Source organism: Shinella zoogloeoides, assembly GCF_033705735.1.
Classification (GTDB): Bacteria; Pseudomonadota; Alphaproteobacteria; order Rhizobiales; family Rhizobiaceae; genus Shinella; species Shinella zoogloeoides_A.
Genome location: NZ_CP131131.1, coordinates 1,105,834 through 1,121,551 on the forward strand (window position 1 = coordinate 1,105,834; position 15,718 = coordinate 1,121,551).

Below are 15,718 nucleotides of genomic sequence, written 5' to 3' on the forward strand. Positions count from 1 at the left end.
ATCTCCCATGAAACTTGCCATTGCCGGTGACAGCGCGGGCGAAGGCCTCGCCAAGGTCCTCGCCGACCACCTGAAGGACCGCCACGAGGTGCACGAGATCTCGCGCACGGATGCCGGCCCGGACGCCTTCTACGCCAATCTCTCCGACCGCGTCGCCTCGGCCGTCATCGCCGGAGAATACGACCGCGCGATCCTCGTCTGCGGTACCGGCATCGGCGTCTGCATCTCGGCCAACAAGGTGCCCGGCATCCGCGCCGCGCTGACGCACGACACCTATTCGGCCGAACGCGCCGCGCTTTCCAACAATGCCCAGATCATCACGATGGGCGCCCGCGTCATCGGCTCGGAACTCGCAAAGGCCATCGCCGACGCCTATCTCGCCCAGACCTTCGACGAGAACGGCCGCTCGGCCGGCAACGTCAAGGCGATCGACGAGGTCGATGCGAAGTACAACGCCGGAAAGTAAGCCGGCACCCAGCGCCGCGCCTTCACCGGTGCGGCGCTTCTCCCCAATGGGCTTCTGCACAATTTCCTCCTTCCTTTTGATGAAAAGCAAGTCGGGACGCTCTTCTCCCTACGGAAGCGTCGCTTTCAACAAATGCGTCTAACGCTTTGTTTAAGAGTAGCATCTAGATTTCCGATAACAGCCATCCTGAGGACATGAAGCCCTTGGTCGACACGGAAGCCATGCTGCAATTGGCGCAGCTCGTGGAGAATGCCGGATCCCTCGTTGCGGTCTTCGACCCGGAGGATCGCCTGCGCTTTGCAAACCAGGCCTTTCGCGCCGCCTGGTTCATCGATGACCATGAACAGCCCCTCTGGCCCGACCTCATGCGGCGGAACTTTCATGCCCGGCGTGGCACCGTCGTCGTGACGCAGGATTTCGAGACATGGCTGCGCTCCACGCTGGCACGGCGCGGCAAGACGGGTTTTCGCGCCTTCGAGACCGACCTTCACGACGGGCGCTGGCTCTGGATGACGGAGACGATGCAGCCGAACGGCTGGATGCTCAGCGTCGCGAGCGACATCAGCTTCATCCGCACCGACGAGCGCACGCTGCGGCAGGATCGCGACTTCGCCATCAGGGCCTCCTTCACGGATGACCTGACCGGCCTTCCCAGCCGCCGCTTCGCGATGGCGCGGCTTGCGGAACTCGTCGGCGCATCCGGCGGCGAGGCCCGCGATGTCGGGTGCCTTGCCGTCCTCGACATCGACAATTTCAAATATATCAACGACCGTTTCGGCCACAGCGTCGGCGACGCCGTCCTGAAGGACTTCGCCATCACCCTGCAGCGCCATCTGCGCAAGACCGATATCCTCGGCCGGGTCGGCGGCGAGGAATTCCTTCTCATCCTGCCGAACACGGTGATGGAAGATGCCGAAGCCATCCTCGAGCGCATGCTGGCGGCGGTTCGCCATTCCCGCCCCGTGCCGGACCAGGCGAGCTTCCGCTACACCTTCTCCGCCGGGCTTGCCTGGGCGGAAAGCGGCGAGGAGCCGAGCGACATCTACCGCAGGGCCGATCTTGCCCTCTACGCCGCCAAGATGCGTGGCCGCGACCAGCTCAGCATCGAGATCCAGCCCCGGCGGCACCTCGGAGAGGCAAGGGCGGAACAAGGATAGCCGGCGTCATTTCCACTCGTAGGTCTTCTGCGCGCGGTGCGGGCGTTCCGCGACGAAAGCGGCCTGATCCGTCGCATTCGAAACGAATTGCAGGGCATCGCCGTCGTCGTTGAACCCGGCGAAGACCATCAGCATGGAGCGGGCGGCGGGCTGGCCCTTCTTGCGATAGGAGAAGTTGACGGCGCAGTGCGGATAGCGCGCATCCAGCGTCTCGGAGGCAGCATCGGTCAGCGCGACGAACTGCCCAAGCGCAAGGAACCGGTCGATGGCGGCAAAGGCCGCCGCGCGGGACATCTGCTGGTTGGCGCTGGCGGCCGCCGGCCGGCCGTAGAAAAGACTGTCCGTCTGCCCCTTGCGCCGCTTCGTCTCATAGACGACGAGGCCGCCGGCCACGGCCAGTTCCAGCCGCACGTCGAAGGTCTGGAACCCTTCGGGGCGGCTGTCGAGATCCGTAAACAGCGTCCGCAGGTCGGCAATGTAATCGGCATAGAAGGCAACGTTCATCGGGTGCGTCCGTCTGTTGTCGGTCGAGTCGGGGCGGGCATATCACAGGCGCATGCCGGGCGACACCGTCTCCATGCAACGTCATCCCCAGGCCCGGAGCGCGGATGTCATGCGGGTGTCATCGCGATCTGCTGAAACGAGCCCATGTCGTTCGGCAATCGGGGCGATCGGCGAAGCCTCACGCAAGGCTTATGCATCGCTCCCGGCCGCGGCGAGAGAGATGTTCCAGCCTGGGAAACGTACCCCGATGATCGAAACGGCCACCTCCGCCATCCCTTCTCCTGCAGCAGCGCGCGCGGACGGGGCGGCCAAGCGCCTCCATCGCGCCGTGCGCCGCAATCCGCTGCTGACGCCTTCCGGAATATCGGAATATGTCTTCTCGCGGCTGTTCCGAAGCCTCGTCTATGCGCAGATCTGGGAAGATCCCGAGGTGGACATGGCAGCGCTGCGGATCGCGCCGGGCAACAGCATCGTCACCATCGCCTCGGGCGGGTGCAACGCGCTTTCCTACCTCGTCGCCGATCCGGCCCGTATCGAGGCGGTCGACCTCAATCCCGCGCACGTGGCCTTCAACCGCTTGAAACTCGCGGCGGCGGCCCGCCTGCCGGATTACGAAACCTTCTACCGCTTCTATGGCAGCGGCGACGACCGGCGGAACATCGCGGCCTATCGCGTCTATCTGCAACCCCATCTCGACGCGGAGACCCGCGCCTATTGGGAAGGCCGCACGGTGACCGGCCGCCGCCGCATCTCCATCTTCCATCGCCGCCTCTATCGCCACGGGCTTCTCGGCGGCTTCATCGGGCTCGGCCACAAGATGGCCCGGCTCTATGGCGCCGATCCGCGCGGATTGCTCGATGCCCGGACCATGGAAGACCAGCGGCGCTTCTTCGACGAGACGCTCGCGCCGCTGTTCGACAAGCGGCTCATTCGCTGGGCGACGGGGCGCAAGAGCTCGCTCTTCGGTCTCGGCATTCCGCCGCAGCAATATGAAGCACTTTCGGGCGCGGGCAGCGACATGGCGACGATCCTGCGCCAACGGGTCGAAAAGCTCGCCTGCGGCTTCCCGCTATCGGAGAACTACTTCGCCTGGCAGGCCTTCGGCCGCGGCTATGGCCCCGGCGACAGGGCGCCCCTGCCGCCCTACCTCGCCCGGCAGAATCACGAGACTATTCGCAGCCGCGCTTCCCGCATTTCCATCACCAACACGTCGCTGACGGAATTCCTCGCGGCCAAGCCCGCCGGTTCGGTCGACCGCTTCATCCTGCTCGATGCGCAGGACTGGATGACGGACGGGCAGCTTAATGCCCTCTGGGCCGAGATCACCCGCAGCGCGGCCCCCGGCGCGCGCGTCATCTTCCGCACGGCGCCGGCCGAAAGCCTGCTGCCCGGACGGCTCGACAATGCGCTTCTCGACCGATGGGCTTATCACGAAGCGGAATCGCGCGCCCTGCACGAGAGGGATCGCTCGTCGATCTATGGCGGCTTCCATCTTTACGTGCTGAAGGACCATGCGGCATGAGCGCGGTCTCCGACCACGCCCTGCTGATGGACCGGATCTACCGCTGGCAGCGGCGGTTCGGCATCTATGACGCGACGCGCAAATATTACCTGCTCGGCCGCGACCCGATGCTTGCCGACGTCCGCCCAAAGCCCGGCGGCGCGGTGCTGGAAATCGGCTGCGGCACCGGCCGCAATCTGGTGAAGGCCGCGATGCTCTACCCCGAAGCCCGCTTCCACGGCATCGACATTTCGCAGGAAATGCTCGCGGCTGCGGAAAAGGCGATCGAGGGCGCCGGATTGGGTGACAGGGTCCGGCTGGCGAAGGCCGATGCCGCTGCCTTCGATCCGCAATCGGCCTTCGGTGAGAAGGGTTACGACCGAATCTTCATTTCCTACGCCGTCTCGATGATCCCGCAGTGGCGACAGGTCGTGGCGGAGGCGATGACGCGCCTTGTCCCGGGCGGCGAGCTGCACATAGCGGATTTCGGCGATATGCGAGGCCTGCCACAATGGTTCGGCCGCGCCATGATCCGCTGGCTCGGCTGGCATCACGTGACGCCGCGCACCGATCTCTTCACCGTCGCCGCCGAACAGGGCGGACGCAGCGTGGAGAAGCGGCTTCACCGCGGCTTTTCGTGGATCGCCATCATCCGGAAAGATTGAAGGCGGACGCTCCCGGTGCGTTCGGACCGGGAGCGGTATTGTCCTACTTGCGCAGGAAGTCCTTGAGGCGCTCGAGGCCGTCGACGAGCTTTTCTTCCGAGACGGCATGGCACCAGCGCAGCCAGCCCTCGCCCTCTGCGCCGAAGGCGGCGCCCGGCGCAAGGCCGAGGCCCACTTCCCGCACCAGCCGCTGCGCCAGCTCCAGCGAATTCTCGTAGCCTTCGATGCGAAGGAAGGCGTACATGGCTCCACCGGCTTCCGGCACGCTTACGCGGTTCATGCCGCGCAAACCCTCGACGAGGAGCGCGCGGGTCCTGGCGAGATGGGCGCGCAGGCGCTGGACCTCCGCCTCCCCTTCACGGATCGCGATGGTCGCGGCCCGCTGGGTCGGCTCGAAGATGCAGGAGAAGTTGTACTCGACCAGCTTGGTCGCATCCGCGATCAGCGCGTGCGGAACGACCATCCAGCCGACGCGCCAGCCGGTCATCGACCAGGCCTTGGAGAAACTGTTGACCGCGAGGATCCGGTCGCCTTCCTGATAGTGCCGCAGGAAGGACGGGGCGAAGGACTGCGCGGCATCGTAGACCAGACGCTGGTAGACCTCGTCGGCGAGGATCCAGATGCCGTGCTTGCGGCAATGGGCGAGGATGGCGCGGATGCTCTCGTCATCGATCGTCCAGCCCGTCGGGTTGTTGGGCGAATTGATGATGACCATGCGCGTGTCTGGCGTCAGCGCGGCGAGCAGCTTGTCCACGTCGAGCGACCAGCGGCCGTCATCGACTGAGAGCGCGACGCGCTCGACATTCGCGCCGAGGATGAGCGGCGCCTCGCTGATATTCGGCCAGAGCGGCGTCACCGCCACCACGCGGTCGCCCGGCGACAGGACGAGCTGCAGGGCGATCTGCAGGCCGCTCATGCCCGAACCGACGGCGATCACCCGGTCGGCGGAAATGCTGCAGCCGAGAAGTGCGCTCTGGTAGGCCGCGATGGCCTCGCGCAGATAGGGCCGGCCGAGGTTCTGGGAATAGAACGTCTCGCCTTTCAGGAGAGAATCCGCCGCCGCATCGCGGATGAACTGCGGCGTGGGCGTGTCGGATTCGCCGAACCAGAATGGCAGGACATTGGATGCCCCCATCGCGGCATTCGCGACCTCGCGGATGAGCGAACTGGAGAGCGCGCGGACAGCAGGCCGCGCTTCGACAGCGGTGTCAATCATCGTGCGTGACTTTCGTTTATACGTTTTGAATCAGCCGGCAGCGCCATGCATGATGGAGCTGAGGAAGGCCTTGGCGCGCTCGGTCTGCGGCATGTCGAACAGTGCATCGGGCGCGTTCTGCTCGATGATCTGGCCGCTTTCCATGAAGACGACGCGGTGCGCGACGCGGCGGGCAAAGCCCATTTCGTGCGTCACGACAAGCATGGTGACGCCCGTCGCCGCAAGGCTCTGCATGACGTCGAGCACCTCGCCGACCATTTCCGGATCGAGCGCCGAGGTCGGCTCGTCGAAAAGCAGGACCGCCGGTTCCATGGCGAGCGCGCGGGCAATCGCCACGCGCTGCTGCTGGCCGCCCGAAAGCTGGTCGGGGAACTTTTCCATATGCGCGCCGAGGCCGACGCGCTCCAGAAGCTGGCGGGCGCGCTTTTCGGCTTCCGCCTTGGCGATGCCGCGCACGCGGATCGGCGCGATGGCGACGTTGCGCAGCGCCGTCATATGCGGGAAGAGGTTGAACTGCTGGAAGACCATGCCGACTTCGGCGCGCACCAGCGCAAGGTTCTTGCCCTGCTCCACCTTCACGCCGTCGACGACGATCTCGCCGGAGGAGATGGTCTCGAGACGGTTGATGCAGCGGATCAGCGTCGACTTGCCCGAGCCCGACGGCCCGATGATGGCGACCACCTCGCCGCGCTTGACTTCGAGGTTGACGCCTTGCAGCGCGTGGAAGGTGCCGTAGTGCTTTTCGACATTGCGCATCGCAATGATCGGGTCGGCGCTCGAAGGCGCAGGCGTATTCTGGCTCATGTCGGTTGCTCCGAAAAGGCTGCGGGCGCACCCATCAGCGCGAGGGCTTCTTGCGGGCTTCCAGGAAGCTGACCAGGCGCACCAGCGGTAGGAGAAGGATCAGGTACAGCAGCGCGGCGCCGACGAGGGGCGACGGATTGGCGTAGAAGGCCTGCGTCTGCGTTGCCTGCTTGAGAAGGTCGGGCATGGCGACGACCGAGCCGAGCGCGGTATCCTTGATCAGGCCGATGGACACGCCCGTGGTCGGCGGTACGACGAGACGCATCGCCTGCGGCAGGATGATGTCGGACATCATGCGCGGCCAGCCGAAACCGAGCGACTGCGCGGCCTCGAACTGCCCCTTCGGCACGGCCTCGATGCCGGCGCGGAAGGTTTCGGCCATATAGGCCGAGGCAACCGCCGAAAGCGCCGCTGCCGCCGCCCAGAAGGAGGACAGGCGGATGCCGACGAACGGCAGGGCATAATAGACGAGGATCAACAGCACCAGCAGCGGAACCGCGCGGAACAGGTCGATGTAACAGATGGACAGCCAGCGCAGCGGGGTCGGCGCGTAAAGACGAACCAGAACCAGCAGAAGGCCGAGCGCCAGAGAAATCACAAGGCTCACCGCGCCGAGCTGAACCGTCAGCCAGAAGCCCTTGAGCAACAGCGGCGCCGCCTGGATCAGCACGTCGATGTTGAAGAATGTCGTGAACAGATCCATGCGATCCCTCGATGGAGTGTTCGGCCCGGACGCATCCAAGCCGAACGTTGATTAGGAGTGGACGGGAGGCTTAGCGCCCCGGAATCGGCTGAACCGTAATGGTGCTCGAATCGGCGGCGGCGTCGATGCCGAACCACTTCTTGTGCAGTTCCGCCAGCTTGCCGTCCTTCTTCAGGTCGGTGATGATGCCGTCGACCTGCTCCAGAAGCGGGCTGTCCTTCGGCAGCATCAGGCCGAACTGTTCCTGCGTCGGAATGGTCGCGACGATGGCGAACTGCGGCTTGTCCTTGATGTAATAGGCATCGATCGGGCAATCGTGCACGAGGCCGTCGATACGGCCCGTCGCGATGTCCAGCATCGGGTCCTGATTGCCGTCGTAGCGGTTGACCGAGCCGATCTTCAGCTTGCCTTCGTTCTCATTGGCCCACATCTCGCCGGTCGTGCCGGTGATGACGGCGAGCGCCTTGCCTTCGAGGCCCTCGACACCCTTGATGCCGCTGGCCGACGCGACCGTCAGGCACTGGTTGGCATCGTAGAAGGGCTGCGTGAACGAAACGGCTTCGAGACGCTTCGGCGTGATGGTGATGGAGCCGATGGCGATATCCGAACGGCTCGACTGAACGGCCGCGAACAGGCTCTGGAACGGCATTTCCTGGAATTCGACCGTCTTGCCGAGCTTTTCGCCGACGAGGTTCAGGAGGTCGACTTCGAAGCCCATCAGGGTGCCGGCGCCGTCCTGGAATTCGAAGGGCGGGTTGGCGATGTTGGTCGCGACATTGATGTTGTCGGCATGGGCGACGGTTGCACCGACGACGAAGAAGGCCGATGCGAGCAGAGACTTGAGTTTCATGGGGTCCTCCCGAGATTGACGTCCGCTGTCTACCAGATGCCGGCATGCCCAAATATCCTCTCGCGGGGGGACAAGCCGAGCGAAAGCCCGTGAGCCGGCGGCAGCGTTGCGGCGCATGATTGCCATGGACCGGCCCCTTACGCCTGAAACGCGGAAAGAGGAAGACAGCCGTTCAATCAGACTTGTCGATTTTATCATCTGATGATAACTGGAAGCCATCATATTATTCACAGGAACGGCGAATGGCCCGGGAAAAGCGCGCGGACGAGGTGTTGGACTGGCTGGGAACGGCGATCGCCCGCGGCGACTATCCCGTCGGCCAGACGATCCCGACCGAGCCGGAACTGATGGAGCTTTGCGATGTCGGCCGCTCGACGGTGCGCGAGGCAATCCGCGTGCTCGGCAGCCTCGGGGTCGTGGAGACGGCCTTGCGCCGCGGGACCGTGGTGACGGAGCGCGCGCGCTGGAACGTCCTCAACCGCGATGTGCTGCGCTGGGTGATGGCGAGCCGCGGCCATGCGGCCGATCTCATGTCGGCGATCAACGAGGCCCGCCTCGTCTTCGAGCCCGCCGCCGCGGCCCTCGTTGCCGAGCGGGCGGACCGGATGCAGATCATCGCCATCGAGACCGCCTTCGCGCGCATGGAGGCGGCAGCGGCGACCGGCGACACCACAGCAGCCATCACGGCCGACCGGGCCTTCCACCTCGCCATCCTGAGCGCGACCGGCAATCCCATTCTCGAAGCCTTCGATTCCGCCATCGACGGGATTCTCGGCATCCTGTTCTCGGTGGCGGCCAACCACATGGAAAACTACCGGGCCAACCTTTCCAACCACCTGGCCATCATCGAGGCGATCCGCCAGCGCGATGCCGAGGCGGCGCGCGCGGCCATGACCGCCACCATCACCTTCACCACCCGCCGCATGAAGGAGGCAGGCCTCGTCGGCTGATCCCAAGTCCCGAGCCCATGCGGCCTCACCGAACCAACCAAGGAGTAAGCGCGTGTATACAAACATGAAGGGGTCGACCCACGTCCTCGCCCCGAGCGAAATCGCCCTCAAGGCCATTCCCGACGACGATCGCGTCTGGGTTCCCCAGGCGCCGAACGTCTTCTTCCGCCCGATGTTCCTCAACACGCTGACCGGCCAGTGGTGCAACCTGCTCAAGGTCACGCGCTCGGGCATCTTGTCGCGCCACCTGCATCCTGCCCCGGTCTTCGGCATGGTGCTGAAGGGCAAGTGGCACTATTTCGAGCACGACTGGGTCGCCGAGGAAGGCTCCTTCGTCTACGAGCCGCCGGGCGAGATCCACACGCTCAACGTTCCGGAAGACTGCGACGAGATGATCACCTTCTTCAATATCTCGGGCTGCATGGTCTACCTCAACGAGGAGAACAAGCAGATCGGCTACGAGGACGTCTTCACCAAGATCGACATGTGTCGTGCGCATTATGAGAAAGTCGGGCTCGGAGCGGATTATGTCGACCAGTTCATCCGCTGATTGGGCCGCGGGCTGGCTCGAGGGCCGCACGGTCCTGGTGACCGGTGGCACGGGCGGCATTGGCGGGGCGCTCGCGGAAGCCTTCCGCGATGCCGGCGCCCATGTCGTCGCCACCGGCGCGACGGAGCGTGAAGTCGCGGAAGCCGACGCGCGGGAAAGCGCGTCCGGCATCGTCCACCGCCTCCTCGACGTGCGCAGCACCGAGGCGGTGCGCAGCTTCGTCTCCGCCTTCGAGGCCCTCGACGTCGTGGTCAATTGCGCCGGCATCATCCGCCGGGGCGAGGAGCTGGACGCGGAGGTCTTCGAGAAGGTCGTCGACATCAACCTCAACGGCTCGATGCGCGTGTGCGAGGCGGCCGCGCCGCTTCTCGAAAGGTCCGGCGGGTCGATCATCAACATCGCCTCGATGCTCAGCTTCTTCGGCGGCGGGCTGGTTCCGGGCTATTCCTCCTCCAAGGGCGGCATTGCACAGTTGACGAAGTCCCTCGCAATCGCCTATGCCCCCAAGGGCATCCGGGTGAACGCCATCGCGCCGGGCTGGATCGCAACCCCGTTGACCGTCGCCCTGCAGAACGACCCGTCACGCGCCGGGCCGATCCTTTCCCGCACACCGATGGCCCGCTGGGGGCGCCCCGAGGATCTGCGCGGCATCGCGCTCTTCCTTGCCGGCCCCCATGCCGGGTTCATTACCGGAAGCGTTATTCCCGTGGACGGCGGTTACTCGATCAGCTGATCCGATCGAACCGACGTTCGAGATAAGGAGACGTGCATGTCCTTGTCCGATAACGCCCCTGCGACACGCTTGGCGATCCCCGAGCGTGTCCGCCCTCCGACGACGCGCCGGTCGGACGACGCTCTGGCGCGCCTCATCCAGGCTTCCGAGCGGCCCGAATTCGACCGCCACCTGACAGAGACCCTGCAGGAGCTGATCTCCTTCGACCTCGCGATGATCTCGCTCTACCGGGACAATACGCTGGTGGAAGTCAGCAGTCGCTCTGCGCCCGAACGGATTCATGAAGACGTGCTCGGCTCGTACCTGAAGCACACCTTCACGCACAGTCCGTTCTTCCAGATGCACCGCCGCAAGATGAAGAGTGGTTTCTACCTGATGGAGAAGCTCGCGCGCACGCCGCAGCTTCGCAAACCCTCCTCGGCCGCGGAAATGCTGGAGATCGACGATGGCGAGGAGATCGGCTATCTCACGGCCGGCTGGCCCAAGCGCCTGAAGGAGATGGACCTCGCCCTTCGCCTCTCGGACCAGTACACGGTGCAGGTTGCCCTCTATCGCAGCGGCAACCGCGGCTTCAGCCAGGCCGACCTCGCTTCCGTCGAGCCCATCTACGCCTCCATGCTGGCCGTCTGCAAACAGCATTGGGACAAGCGCGTAAAGCACCTCGAAACCGACGACGACCCGATCCGCAGCGGGCTGCGGCGGCTCGGCTCGGCGGAGCTTTCCGCGCGGGAGCTGCAGATCATGCGCTCCCTGATCGCCGGCCTTTCGGAAAAGGAAATCGCCGAGGAGCTGGACGTCAGCACCGAGACCGTGAAGACGCACCGCAAGCGCGCCTACCAGAAGCTGGACGTCTCCTCACGCATCGAACTCATGGCACGGCTGCTCGGCCTCGACAGGTCGCAGCGCATCTGAGCCGGAATCGAACGGCCCGCCCTCTTCGAAGCTCGATGAGGGCGGGCCGGTTCAGACTCTAGATAGCCACTCGCGCGGGCGGCTTACGCGCCTTCGATGGCGCGGACCCAATGGTGCCTGTCTTCGCGGGTGCCGCGCTGGATGCCGACCAGCGCCTCGCGCAGCTTGCCGGTGACCGGGCCGGTCTCGCCGTTACCGATCCGGAACTCGCCGCCGGAATGCTTGACCGTGCCGATGCCGGCGACGACCGCAGCCGTGCCGCAGGCGAAGGCTTCCGTCACCTTGCCGCTCTCGACGTCGGCCTTCCACTGATCGAAGGAATAACGCTCCTCATTGACGGTGAAGCCTTCCTCGCGCGCAAGCGCGACGAGGGACTTGCGCGTGATGCCGGGAAGGATGGTGCCGCCGAGCGGCGGCGTCGTGATGGAACCGTCCTGCATGACGAAGAAGACGTTCATGCCGCCCAGTTCCTCGATCCAGCGATGCTCGGCGGCATCGAGGAAGACGACCTGGTCGCAGCCCTGCGCCGCCGCTTCCGACTGCGCGACGAGGCTTGCGGCATAGTTGCCGCCGCACTTGGCGGCGCCCGTGCCGCCAGCGGCCGCGCGGGTGTAGGTCTCGGAAACCCAGATCTTCACCGGCTTGGCGCCGCCCTTGAAATAGGGGCCGACCGGCGAAGCGATGACGCAGAAGATATATTCCTTCGACGGGCGAACGCCGAGGAAGGTCTCGCTGGCGAACATGAAGGGACGCAGGTAAAGGCTTCCCTCGCCTTCAGGAATCCACTTCGCGTCGATCCGCACCAGCGCCTCGACGGCGGCGAGGAAGTCCGCCTCCGGCAGTTCCGGCATCGCCATGCGGCGGGCAGAGTCGTTGAAGCGGCGCGCGTTCTCTTCCGGGCGGAACAGGACCGCGCGGCCATCCGCCGTGCGATATGCCTTCATGCCTTCGAAGATTTCCTGCGCATAGTGCAGGACGCTGCTGGCCGGATCGATCGGGAAGGGCGCGCGCGCCGTGATTTCGGCGCCATGCCAGCCCTTGTCCGCGCTCCACCGCACGACGGCCATATGGTCGGAAAACAGCGTTCCGAAGCCCAGGTTTTCGAAGGCCTTGAGACGGCTTGCCTCGTCCATGGGATGGGCGTTCGGCTTGACGTCGAAGGAAAGACGGTTGGCTTGCATGGAGATGATCTTTCAGCAGTTCTCGGAAGATGGCGAAAATGCTCTCTTACGCCCTGTTTCTCAACGTTGCCATGCGAAAAATGTCGTGGCGGCAATTCTGTTGCGGCGGGCCCGCCGCATCGAAAGGATTTTCCGCCCTTCCGGCCCTCTCACGCCTGACGGACGATGGCGCCGATGACATTGACGAGGAGACGCGCGGCAGTCAGTGCCGACAGGCCCTCGATATCGGCCGGGGGATAGAGCTCGACAAGATCGAACCCGGCGATCCTTCCCCGCTTGCCGAGGCCGGCGATCAGGTCGATCACCTGCATATAGGTGAGGCCGCCGGGTGTGCGCGCCGCGACGCCCGGCATGACGGCGGGATCGAGACCGTCGCAATCGAGGGTGATCACGATCCGGGCACCTTCGGGCACATGCCTGAGGGCGGCCTCGACGCCCTCGGCATGCACCTCGCGGGCGGTCACGATGCGGCTGCCGTACTGCCGGGCCGCCTCGATCTCGGCGGGGCGGGCGCTGCCGACGCCGCGCATGCCGACCTGCACCATGCCGGCGACATGCGCCATTTCGCTCGCCCGCCGCATCGGGTTCGAATAGCCGTAGCGTTCGCCATGCAATTCATCGCGCCAGTCCATATGCGCGTCGATCTGCACGATCCAGATCGGCCCCTGATCGGCAAATCCAGCGAGGAAGGGAATAGGCACGGAATCGTCGCCGCCAAGCAGGATCGGCACGGCCCCCATTGCAAGAATCTCGCGGGTCTTCGCCTCGATCTTCGCACGGTTCCCCGCATTGTCGTGCATGACGGTCGGTACGTCGCCACTATCGACGCAGCAGATCGGCCGGCCATCGAACAACGGGCCGCCGAGATCGAAATCCCAATGCTCCACAAGGCCGGCATCCGCCTGGCTCGCCGCACGGATGGCGTCGGCGGCCGTGGCATAGCCGGTGCTGTCCTTGCCGGGATAAGTGCTGCCATGGCTGGCCCCGAAGATCACCGCGCGGGGATTGCGGCCATCGGCAAGGCTGGCGGGCAAACCGAGGAAGAAGGGCGAGGCGGTCATGATGGCAATCCTGCAAATGCGCTGGCGTGAAAATCGTTCGCCGAGGAAGGTGGAAGCCGGCGCGAATGTCAACAGGAGTGAGGCGCCCGCCGGACAAAGCGCGCCATCCGCCCGAGGCACTAGGCGAAAACTATCACCTCGCCTTTTAGGTGAGTTTTAACGATATCCCTTCACTGTCCCGCTCTGGGAGCATTCGCTTCGACACCGCCATGAAGGCATGATTTTTCAGCATTTTTCGACATGCCAGACCTCGCGAGCCTTGAATGGCGCGCGGGCCGATGGTGGAGTACGGGGGAATTCCTTGAGCAAGCGTCTCAACCTTATGACCAAGATACTGCTGGCGGCATCGCTTGCCGTCATCGCCGCCTTCTGCGGTTTCTCGGTCTACATCGACAATCTCCAGCGCAATGCCATTTCCCGCGGGGTGGAATCGCAGATCCAGTCCTCCGGCCAGCTGGCCGCGACGGGCATCGCCAATTGGCTGAACGCCCGCGTCATGCTGACCGAGACCGCGGCGGAAGCCTCCGCGAGGACCGCCAGCAAGGAAGAGCTCCTCCAGCGTTTCGACAGCCCGCTGATGACGCACGAATTCGACATGATCTATTTCGGCGACCAGGCCGACGGCAGCTTCACCCGCATGCCGCCCGCCGAGATGCCGAAGGGCTACGATCCGCGCCAGCGCGGCTGGTACAAGGATGCCGTCGCGCTCGACGCGCCGCTCCTGACCGATCCCTATAACGACGCCGCTAGCAACCAGCTGGTGATCAGCGCCGCCATCCCCGTCAAGCGCGACGGCAAGCTGCTCGGCGTCGCCGGCACGGACTTCTCGCTGAAGGGCCTGATCGGCGTGGTCGACGAAGTCACGCTCGGTGGCATGGGCTCGGCCTTCCTCGTCAACAGCGCCGGCACGGTCCTGGTGCATCCCGACGTGGCACTGGTCTCCAAGTCCCTCACCGACGTGTTCCCGGACCAGACGCCTGCCATCGACGGCAAGGGCCTGATGGAAACCCGGCTCGGCGACAAGTCCGTCCTCGTCAGCTTCATGCCGATCAAGGGCCTGCCGGTCGGCAACTGGTATCTCTGCCTGATCGTCGACCGCGACATCGCCTATGCCAGCATCGGTGAATTCCGCATCGCCGCCTCCATCGGCACGGCGGTCGGCGTCATCGCCATGGTCGGCGTTCTCGCGTTGCTTCTGTCCGCACTGGTGGTCAAGCCGGTGCTGCGCATGACGGGCATGATGAGCAAGCTCGCCCGCGGCGACGTTTCCGAACAGATTCCGGATGCCGACCGCACGGACGAGATCGGCCAGATGGCCGCCGCCGTCGCCGTGTTCCGCGAGAACATCATCGAGCGCGGCCGCCTCGCCCGCGAGGCGGAGGAGAACCAGTCGCTCACCGAGAAGGAGCGCCAGCAGCGCGAAGCGATCAAGGCCGAGGAAGCGAAAAACGTCAATTTCGCGATCGGAACCGTCGCAGACGCGCTCGGCCGTCTTGCCGAGGGCGACCTCGCCTCGCGGATCGACACGCCCTTCGCAGGTGATCTCGACCGGCTGCGCAACGACTTCAACCATTCCGTCTCAAGGTTGCACAAGGCCATGTCGACGGTCGGCGAGAAGGCCATGGCCATCGACGGCGGCGCCAGCGAGATCCGCGCTTCCGCCGACCAGCTCGCCCGCCGCACCGAGCAGCAGGCGGCCTCCGTCGAGGAAACCGCAGCGGCGCTGGAAGAGATCACCACGACCGTCAAGGATTCCACCCGCCGGGCGGAAGAAGTGGGCTCTCTCGTCGCCCGCGCCCGCACGGGTGCCGAGAAATCCGGCGAGATCGTGCGCCGCGCCGTCACGGCCATGGAGGGCATCGAGCAGTCCTCCGGCGAAATCTCCAACATCATCGGCGTCATCGACGATATCGCCTTCCAGACCAACCTTCTCGCGCTGAATGCCGGCGTCGAGGCGGCGCGGGCGGGCGAAGCCGGCAAGGGCTTTGCGGTCGTGGCGCAGGAAGTGCGCGAACTCGCCCAGCGTTCGGCCAACGCCGCCAAGGAGATCAAGGCGCTCATCACCACCTCCGGCGATCAGGTCCGCTCCGGCGTGACCCTCGTCGGCGAGACGGGCGCGGCGCTGGAAGCCATCGTCCGCGAAGTGCAGGAGATCAACAGCCACGTGGATGCCATCGTTCTCGCCGCCCGCGAGCAGTCGACGGGCCTCAACGAGATCAACACCGCCGTCAACACGATGGACCAGGGCACGCAGCAGAACGCCGCCATGGTGGAGGAACAGACCGCCGCCAGCCACGGTCTTGCCACCGAAGCCGCCGAGCTCAACGCACTGCTCGCCCAGTTCAGGCTCGGCAATACGGTAGCGCCGAAGGCCGCGCGAACCGGCATGGCATACGCCGCCTGACCGGTTCCTGAAACGAAAAGCCCGCCGCGACAGCATCGCGGCGGGCTTTTTCATGAATGGC

16 protein-coding genes are annotated in these 15,718 nt (G+C 65.2%); 9 read left to right on the forward strand and 7 right to left on the reverse strand.

Going from position 1 to position 15,718, the window contains the following annotated elements:
* The first annotated feature begins 7 nt into the window (after positions 1-7).
* Together ShzoTeo12_RS22855 and ShzoTeo12_RS22860 are read left to right on the forward strand one after the other, a co-directional pair.
* On the forward strand, positions 8-466 hold the full coding sequence (locus tag ShzoTeo12_RS22855; RefSeq protein WP_119255678.1) for an RpiB/LacA/LacB family sugar-phosphate isomerase: 459 nt from the start codon (positions 8-10) through the stop codon (positions 464-466).
* A 194-nt stretch (positions 467-660) separates the two neighbouring features.
* A complete protein-coding gene (locus tag ShzoTeo12_RS22860; protein ID WP_318912591.1) occupies positions 661-1,623 on the forward strand; it encodes a GGDEF domain-containing protein in 963 nt (320 codons plus the stop codon).
* 6 nt (positions 1,624-1,629) lie between these two features.
* Here ShzoTeo12_RS22860 and ShzoTeo12_RS22865 read toward each other — a convergent pair whose 3' ends face one another.
* Positions 1,630-2,127, reverse strand: coding sequence for a hypothetical protein (locus ShzoTeo12_RS22865; RefSeq protein ID WP_318912592.1), 498 nt, complete (start codon positions 2,125-2,127; stop codon positions 1,630-1,632).
* A gap of 247 nt (positions 2,128-2,374) precedes the next feature.
* Here ShzoTeo12_RS22865 and ShzoTeo12_RS22870 point away from each other — a divergent pair, with 247 nt between their 5' ends.
* Positions 2,375-3,649, forward strand: coding sequence for a DUF3419 family protein (locus ShzoTeo12_RS22870; protein ID WP_318912593.1), 1,275 nt, complete (start codon positions 2,375-2,377; stop codon positions 3,647-3,649).
* Positions 3,646-4,293: a class I SAM-dependent methyltransferase gene (locus tag ShzoTeo12_RS22875; RefSeq protein WP_318912594.1), complete on the forward strand. Its 648-nt coding sequence runs from the start codon at positions 3,646-3,648 to the stop codon at positions 4,291-4,293. Before ShzoTeo12_RS22870 ends, ShzoTeo12_RS22875 begins: the two co-directional genes overlap by 4 nt.
* A gap of 43 nt (positions 4,294-4,336) precedes the next feature.
* Here ShzoTeo12_RS22875 and ShzoTeo12_RS22880 read toward each other — a convergent pair whose 3' ends face one another.
* The 4 genes from ShzoTeo12_RS22880 to ShzoTeo12_RS22895 all read right to left on the reverse strand — a co-directional run bounded on the left by ShzoTeo12_RS22880 (position 4,337) and on the right by ShzoTeo12_RS22895 (position 7,866).
* Entirely contained in the window at positions 4,337-5,509 is a 1,173-nt protein-coding gene (locus tag ShzoTeo12_RS22880) for a pyridoxal phosphate-dependent aminotransferase (RefSeq protein ID WP_318912595.1), read from the reverse strand.
* 30 nt (positions 5,510-5,539) lie between these two features.
* Positions 5,540-6,313, reverse strand: coding sequence for an amino acid ABC transporter ATP-binding protein (locus tag ShzoTeo12_RS22885; protein WP_318912596.1), 774 nt, complete (start codon positions 6,311-6,313; stop codon positions 5,540-5,542).
* 34 nt (positions 6,314-6,347) lie between these two features.
* Complete coding sequence (locus tag ShzoTeo12_RS22890) at positions 6,348-7,016, reverse strand: amino acid ABC transporter permease (RefSeq protein ID WP_119255672.1); 669 nt, start codon at positions 7,014-7,016, stop codon at positions 6,348-6,350.
* A gap of 70 nt (positions 7,017-7,086) precedes the next feature.
* Positions 7,087-7,866, reverse strand: a complete 780-nt coding sequence (locus ShzoTeo12_RS22895; protein WP_318912597.1) for an ABC transporter substrate-binding protein — start codon at positions 7,864-7,866, stop codon at positions 7,087-7,089.
* A 242-nt stretch (positions 7,867-8,108) separates the two neighbouring features.
* Between ShzoTeo12_RS22895 and ShzoTeo12_RS22900 the strand changes: the two genes are divergently transcribed.
* From ShzoTeo12_RS22900 to ShzoTeo12_RS22915, 4 genes are all read left to right on the forward strand, one after another.
* Positions 8,109-8,816 (forward strand): FadR/GntR family transcriptional regulator, encoded by a 708-nt coding sequence (locus ShzoTeo12_RS22900; protein ID WP_318912598.1) that lies wholly within the window; start codon positions 8,109-8,111, stop codon positions 8,814-8,816.
* A 64-nt stretch (positions 8,817-8,880) separates the two neighbouring features.
* A complete protein-coding gene (locus tag ShzoTeo12_RS22905; protein WP_318914350.1) occupies positions 8,881-9,366 on the forward strand; it encodes a 2,4'-dihydroxyacetophenone dioxygenase family protein in 486 nt (161 codons plus the stop codon).
* Positions 9,344-10,099 carry an SDR family NAD(P)-dependent oxidoreductase gene (locus tag ShzoTeo12_RS22910; RefSeq protein ID WP_318912599.1) on the forward strand — a complete coding sequence of 252 codons (756 nt, stop codon included), beginning with the start codon at positions 9,344-9,346 and terminating at the stop codon, positions 10,097-10,099. The genes ShzoTeo12_RS22905 and ShzoTeo12_RS22910 overlap by 23 nt, the downstream gene beginning before the upstream one ends.
* 36 nt (positions 10,100-10,135) lie before the next feature.
* A complete protein-coding gene (locus tag ShzoTeo12_RS22915; RefSeq protein ID WP_318912600.1) occupies positions 10,136-11,011 on the forward strand; it encodes a helix-turn-helix transcriptional regulator in 876 nt (291 codons plus the stop codon).
* 83 nt (positions 11,012-11,094) lie between these two features.
* Here the strand turns inward: ShzoTeo12_RS22915 and ShzoTeo12_RS22920 are convergent, their stop codons facing one another.
* Positions 11,095-12,192 (reverse strand): branched-chain amino acid aminotransferase, encoded by a 1,098-nt coding sequence (locus ShzoTeo12_RS22920; protein WP_318912601.1) that lies wholly within the window; start codon positions 12,190-12,192, stop codon positions 11,095-11,097.
* Positions 12,193-12,341: 149 nt separating this feature from the next.
* Entirely contained in the window at positions 12,342-13,253 is a 912-nt protein-coding gene (locus ShzoTeo12_RS22925) for an agmatinase (protein WP_318912602.1), read from the reverse strand.
* Between the two features lie 301 nt (positions 13,254-13,554).
* Here ShzoTeo12_RS22925 and ShzoTeo12_RS22930 point away from each other — a divergent pair, with 301 nt between their 5' ends.
* Complete coding sequence (locus tag ShzoTeo12_RS22930; RefSeq protein WP_318912603.1) at positions 13,555-15,657, forward strand: methyl-accepting chemotaxis protein; 2,103 nt, start codon at positions 13,555-13,557, stop codon at positions 15,655-15,657.
* Positions 15,658-15,718: the final 61 nt, after the last annotated feature.

Coding starts and splice junctions, on each gene's coding strand:
- ShzoTeo12_RS22855 (WP_119255678.1), top strand. CDS start 8: ATGAAACTTGCCATTGCCGGTGACAGCGCGGGCGAAGGCCTCGCCAAG.
- ShzoTeo12_RS22860 (WP_318912591.1), top strand. CDS start 661: ATGAAGCCCTTGGTCGACACGGAAGCCATGCTGCAATTGGCGCAGCTC.
- ShzoTeo12_RS22865 (WP_318912592.1), bottom strand. CDS start 2,127: ATGAACGTTGCCTTCTATGCCGATTACATTGCCGACCTGCGGACGCTG.
- ShzoTeo12_RS22870 (WP_318912593.1), top strand. CDS start 2,375: ATGATCGAAACGGCCACCTCCGCCATCCCTTCTCCTGCAGCAGCGCGC.
- ShzoTeo12_RS22875 (WP_318912594.1), top strand. CDS start 3,646: ATGAGCGCGGTCTCCGACCACGCCCTGCTGATGGACCGGATCTACCGC.
- ShzoTeo12_RS22880 (WP_318912595.1), bottom strand. CDS start 5,509: ATGATTGACACCGCTGTCGAAGCGCGGCCTGCTGTCCGCGCGCTCTCC.
- ShzoTeo12_RS22885 (WP_318912596.1), bottom strand. CDS start 6,313: ATGAGCCAGAATACGCCTGCGCCTTCGAGCGCCGACCCGATCATTGCG.
- ShzoTeo12_RS22890 (WP_119255672.1), bottom strand. CDS start 7,016: ATGGATCTGTTCACGACATTCTTCAACATCGACGTGCTGATCCAGGCG.
- ShzoTeo12_RS22895 (WP_318912597.1), bottom strand. CDS start 7,866: ATGAAACTCAAGTCTCTGCTCGCATCGGCCTTCTTCGTCGTCGGTGCA.
- ShzoTeo12_RS22900 (WP_318912598.1), top strand. CDS start 8,109: ATGGCCCGGGAAAAGCGCGCGGACGAGGTGTTGGACTGGCTGGGAACG.
- ShzoTeo12_RS22905 (WP_318914350.1), top strand. CDS start 8,881: ATGAAGGGGTCGACCCACGTCCTCGCCCCGAGCGAAATCGCCCTCAAG.
- ShzoTeo12_RS22910 (WP_318912599.1), top strand. CDS start 9,344: ATGTCGACCAGTTCATCCGCTGATTGGGCCGCGGGCTGGCTCGAGGGC.
- ShzoTeo12_RS22915 (WP_318912600.1), top strand. CDS start 10,136: ATGTCCTTGTCCGATAACGCCCCTGCGACACGCTTGGCGATCCCCGAG.
- ShzoTeo12_RS22920 (WP_318912601.1), bottom strand. CDS start 12,192: ATGCAAGCCAACCGTCTTTCCTTCGACGTCAAGCCGAACGCCCATCCC.
- ShzoTeo12_RS22925 (WP_318912602.1), bottom strand. CDS start 13,253: ATGACCGCCTCGCCCTTCTTCCTCGGTTTGCCCGCCAGCCTTGCCGAT.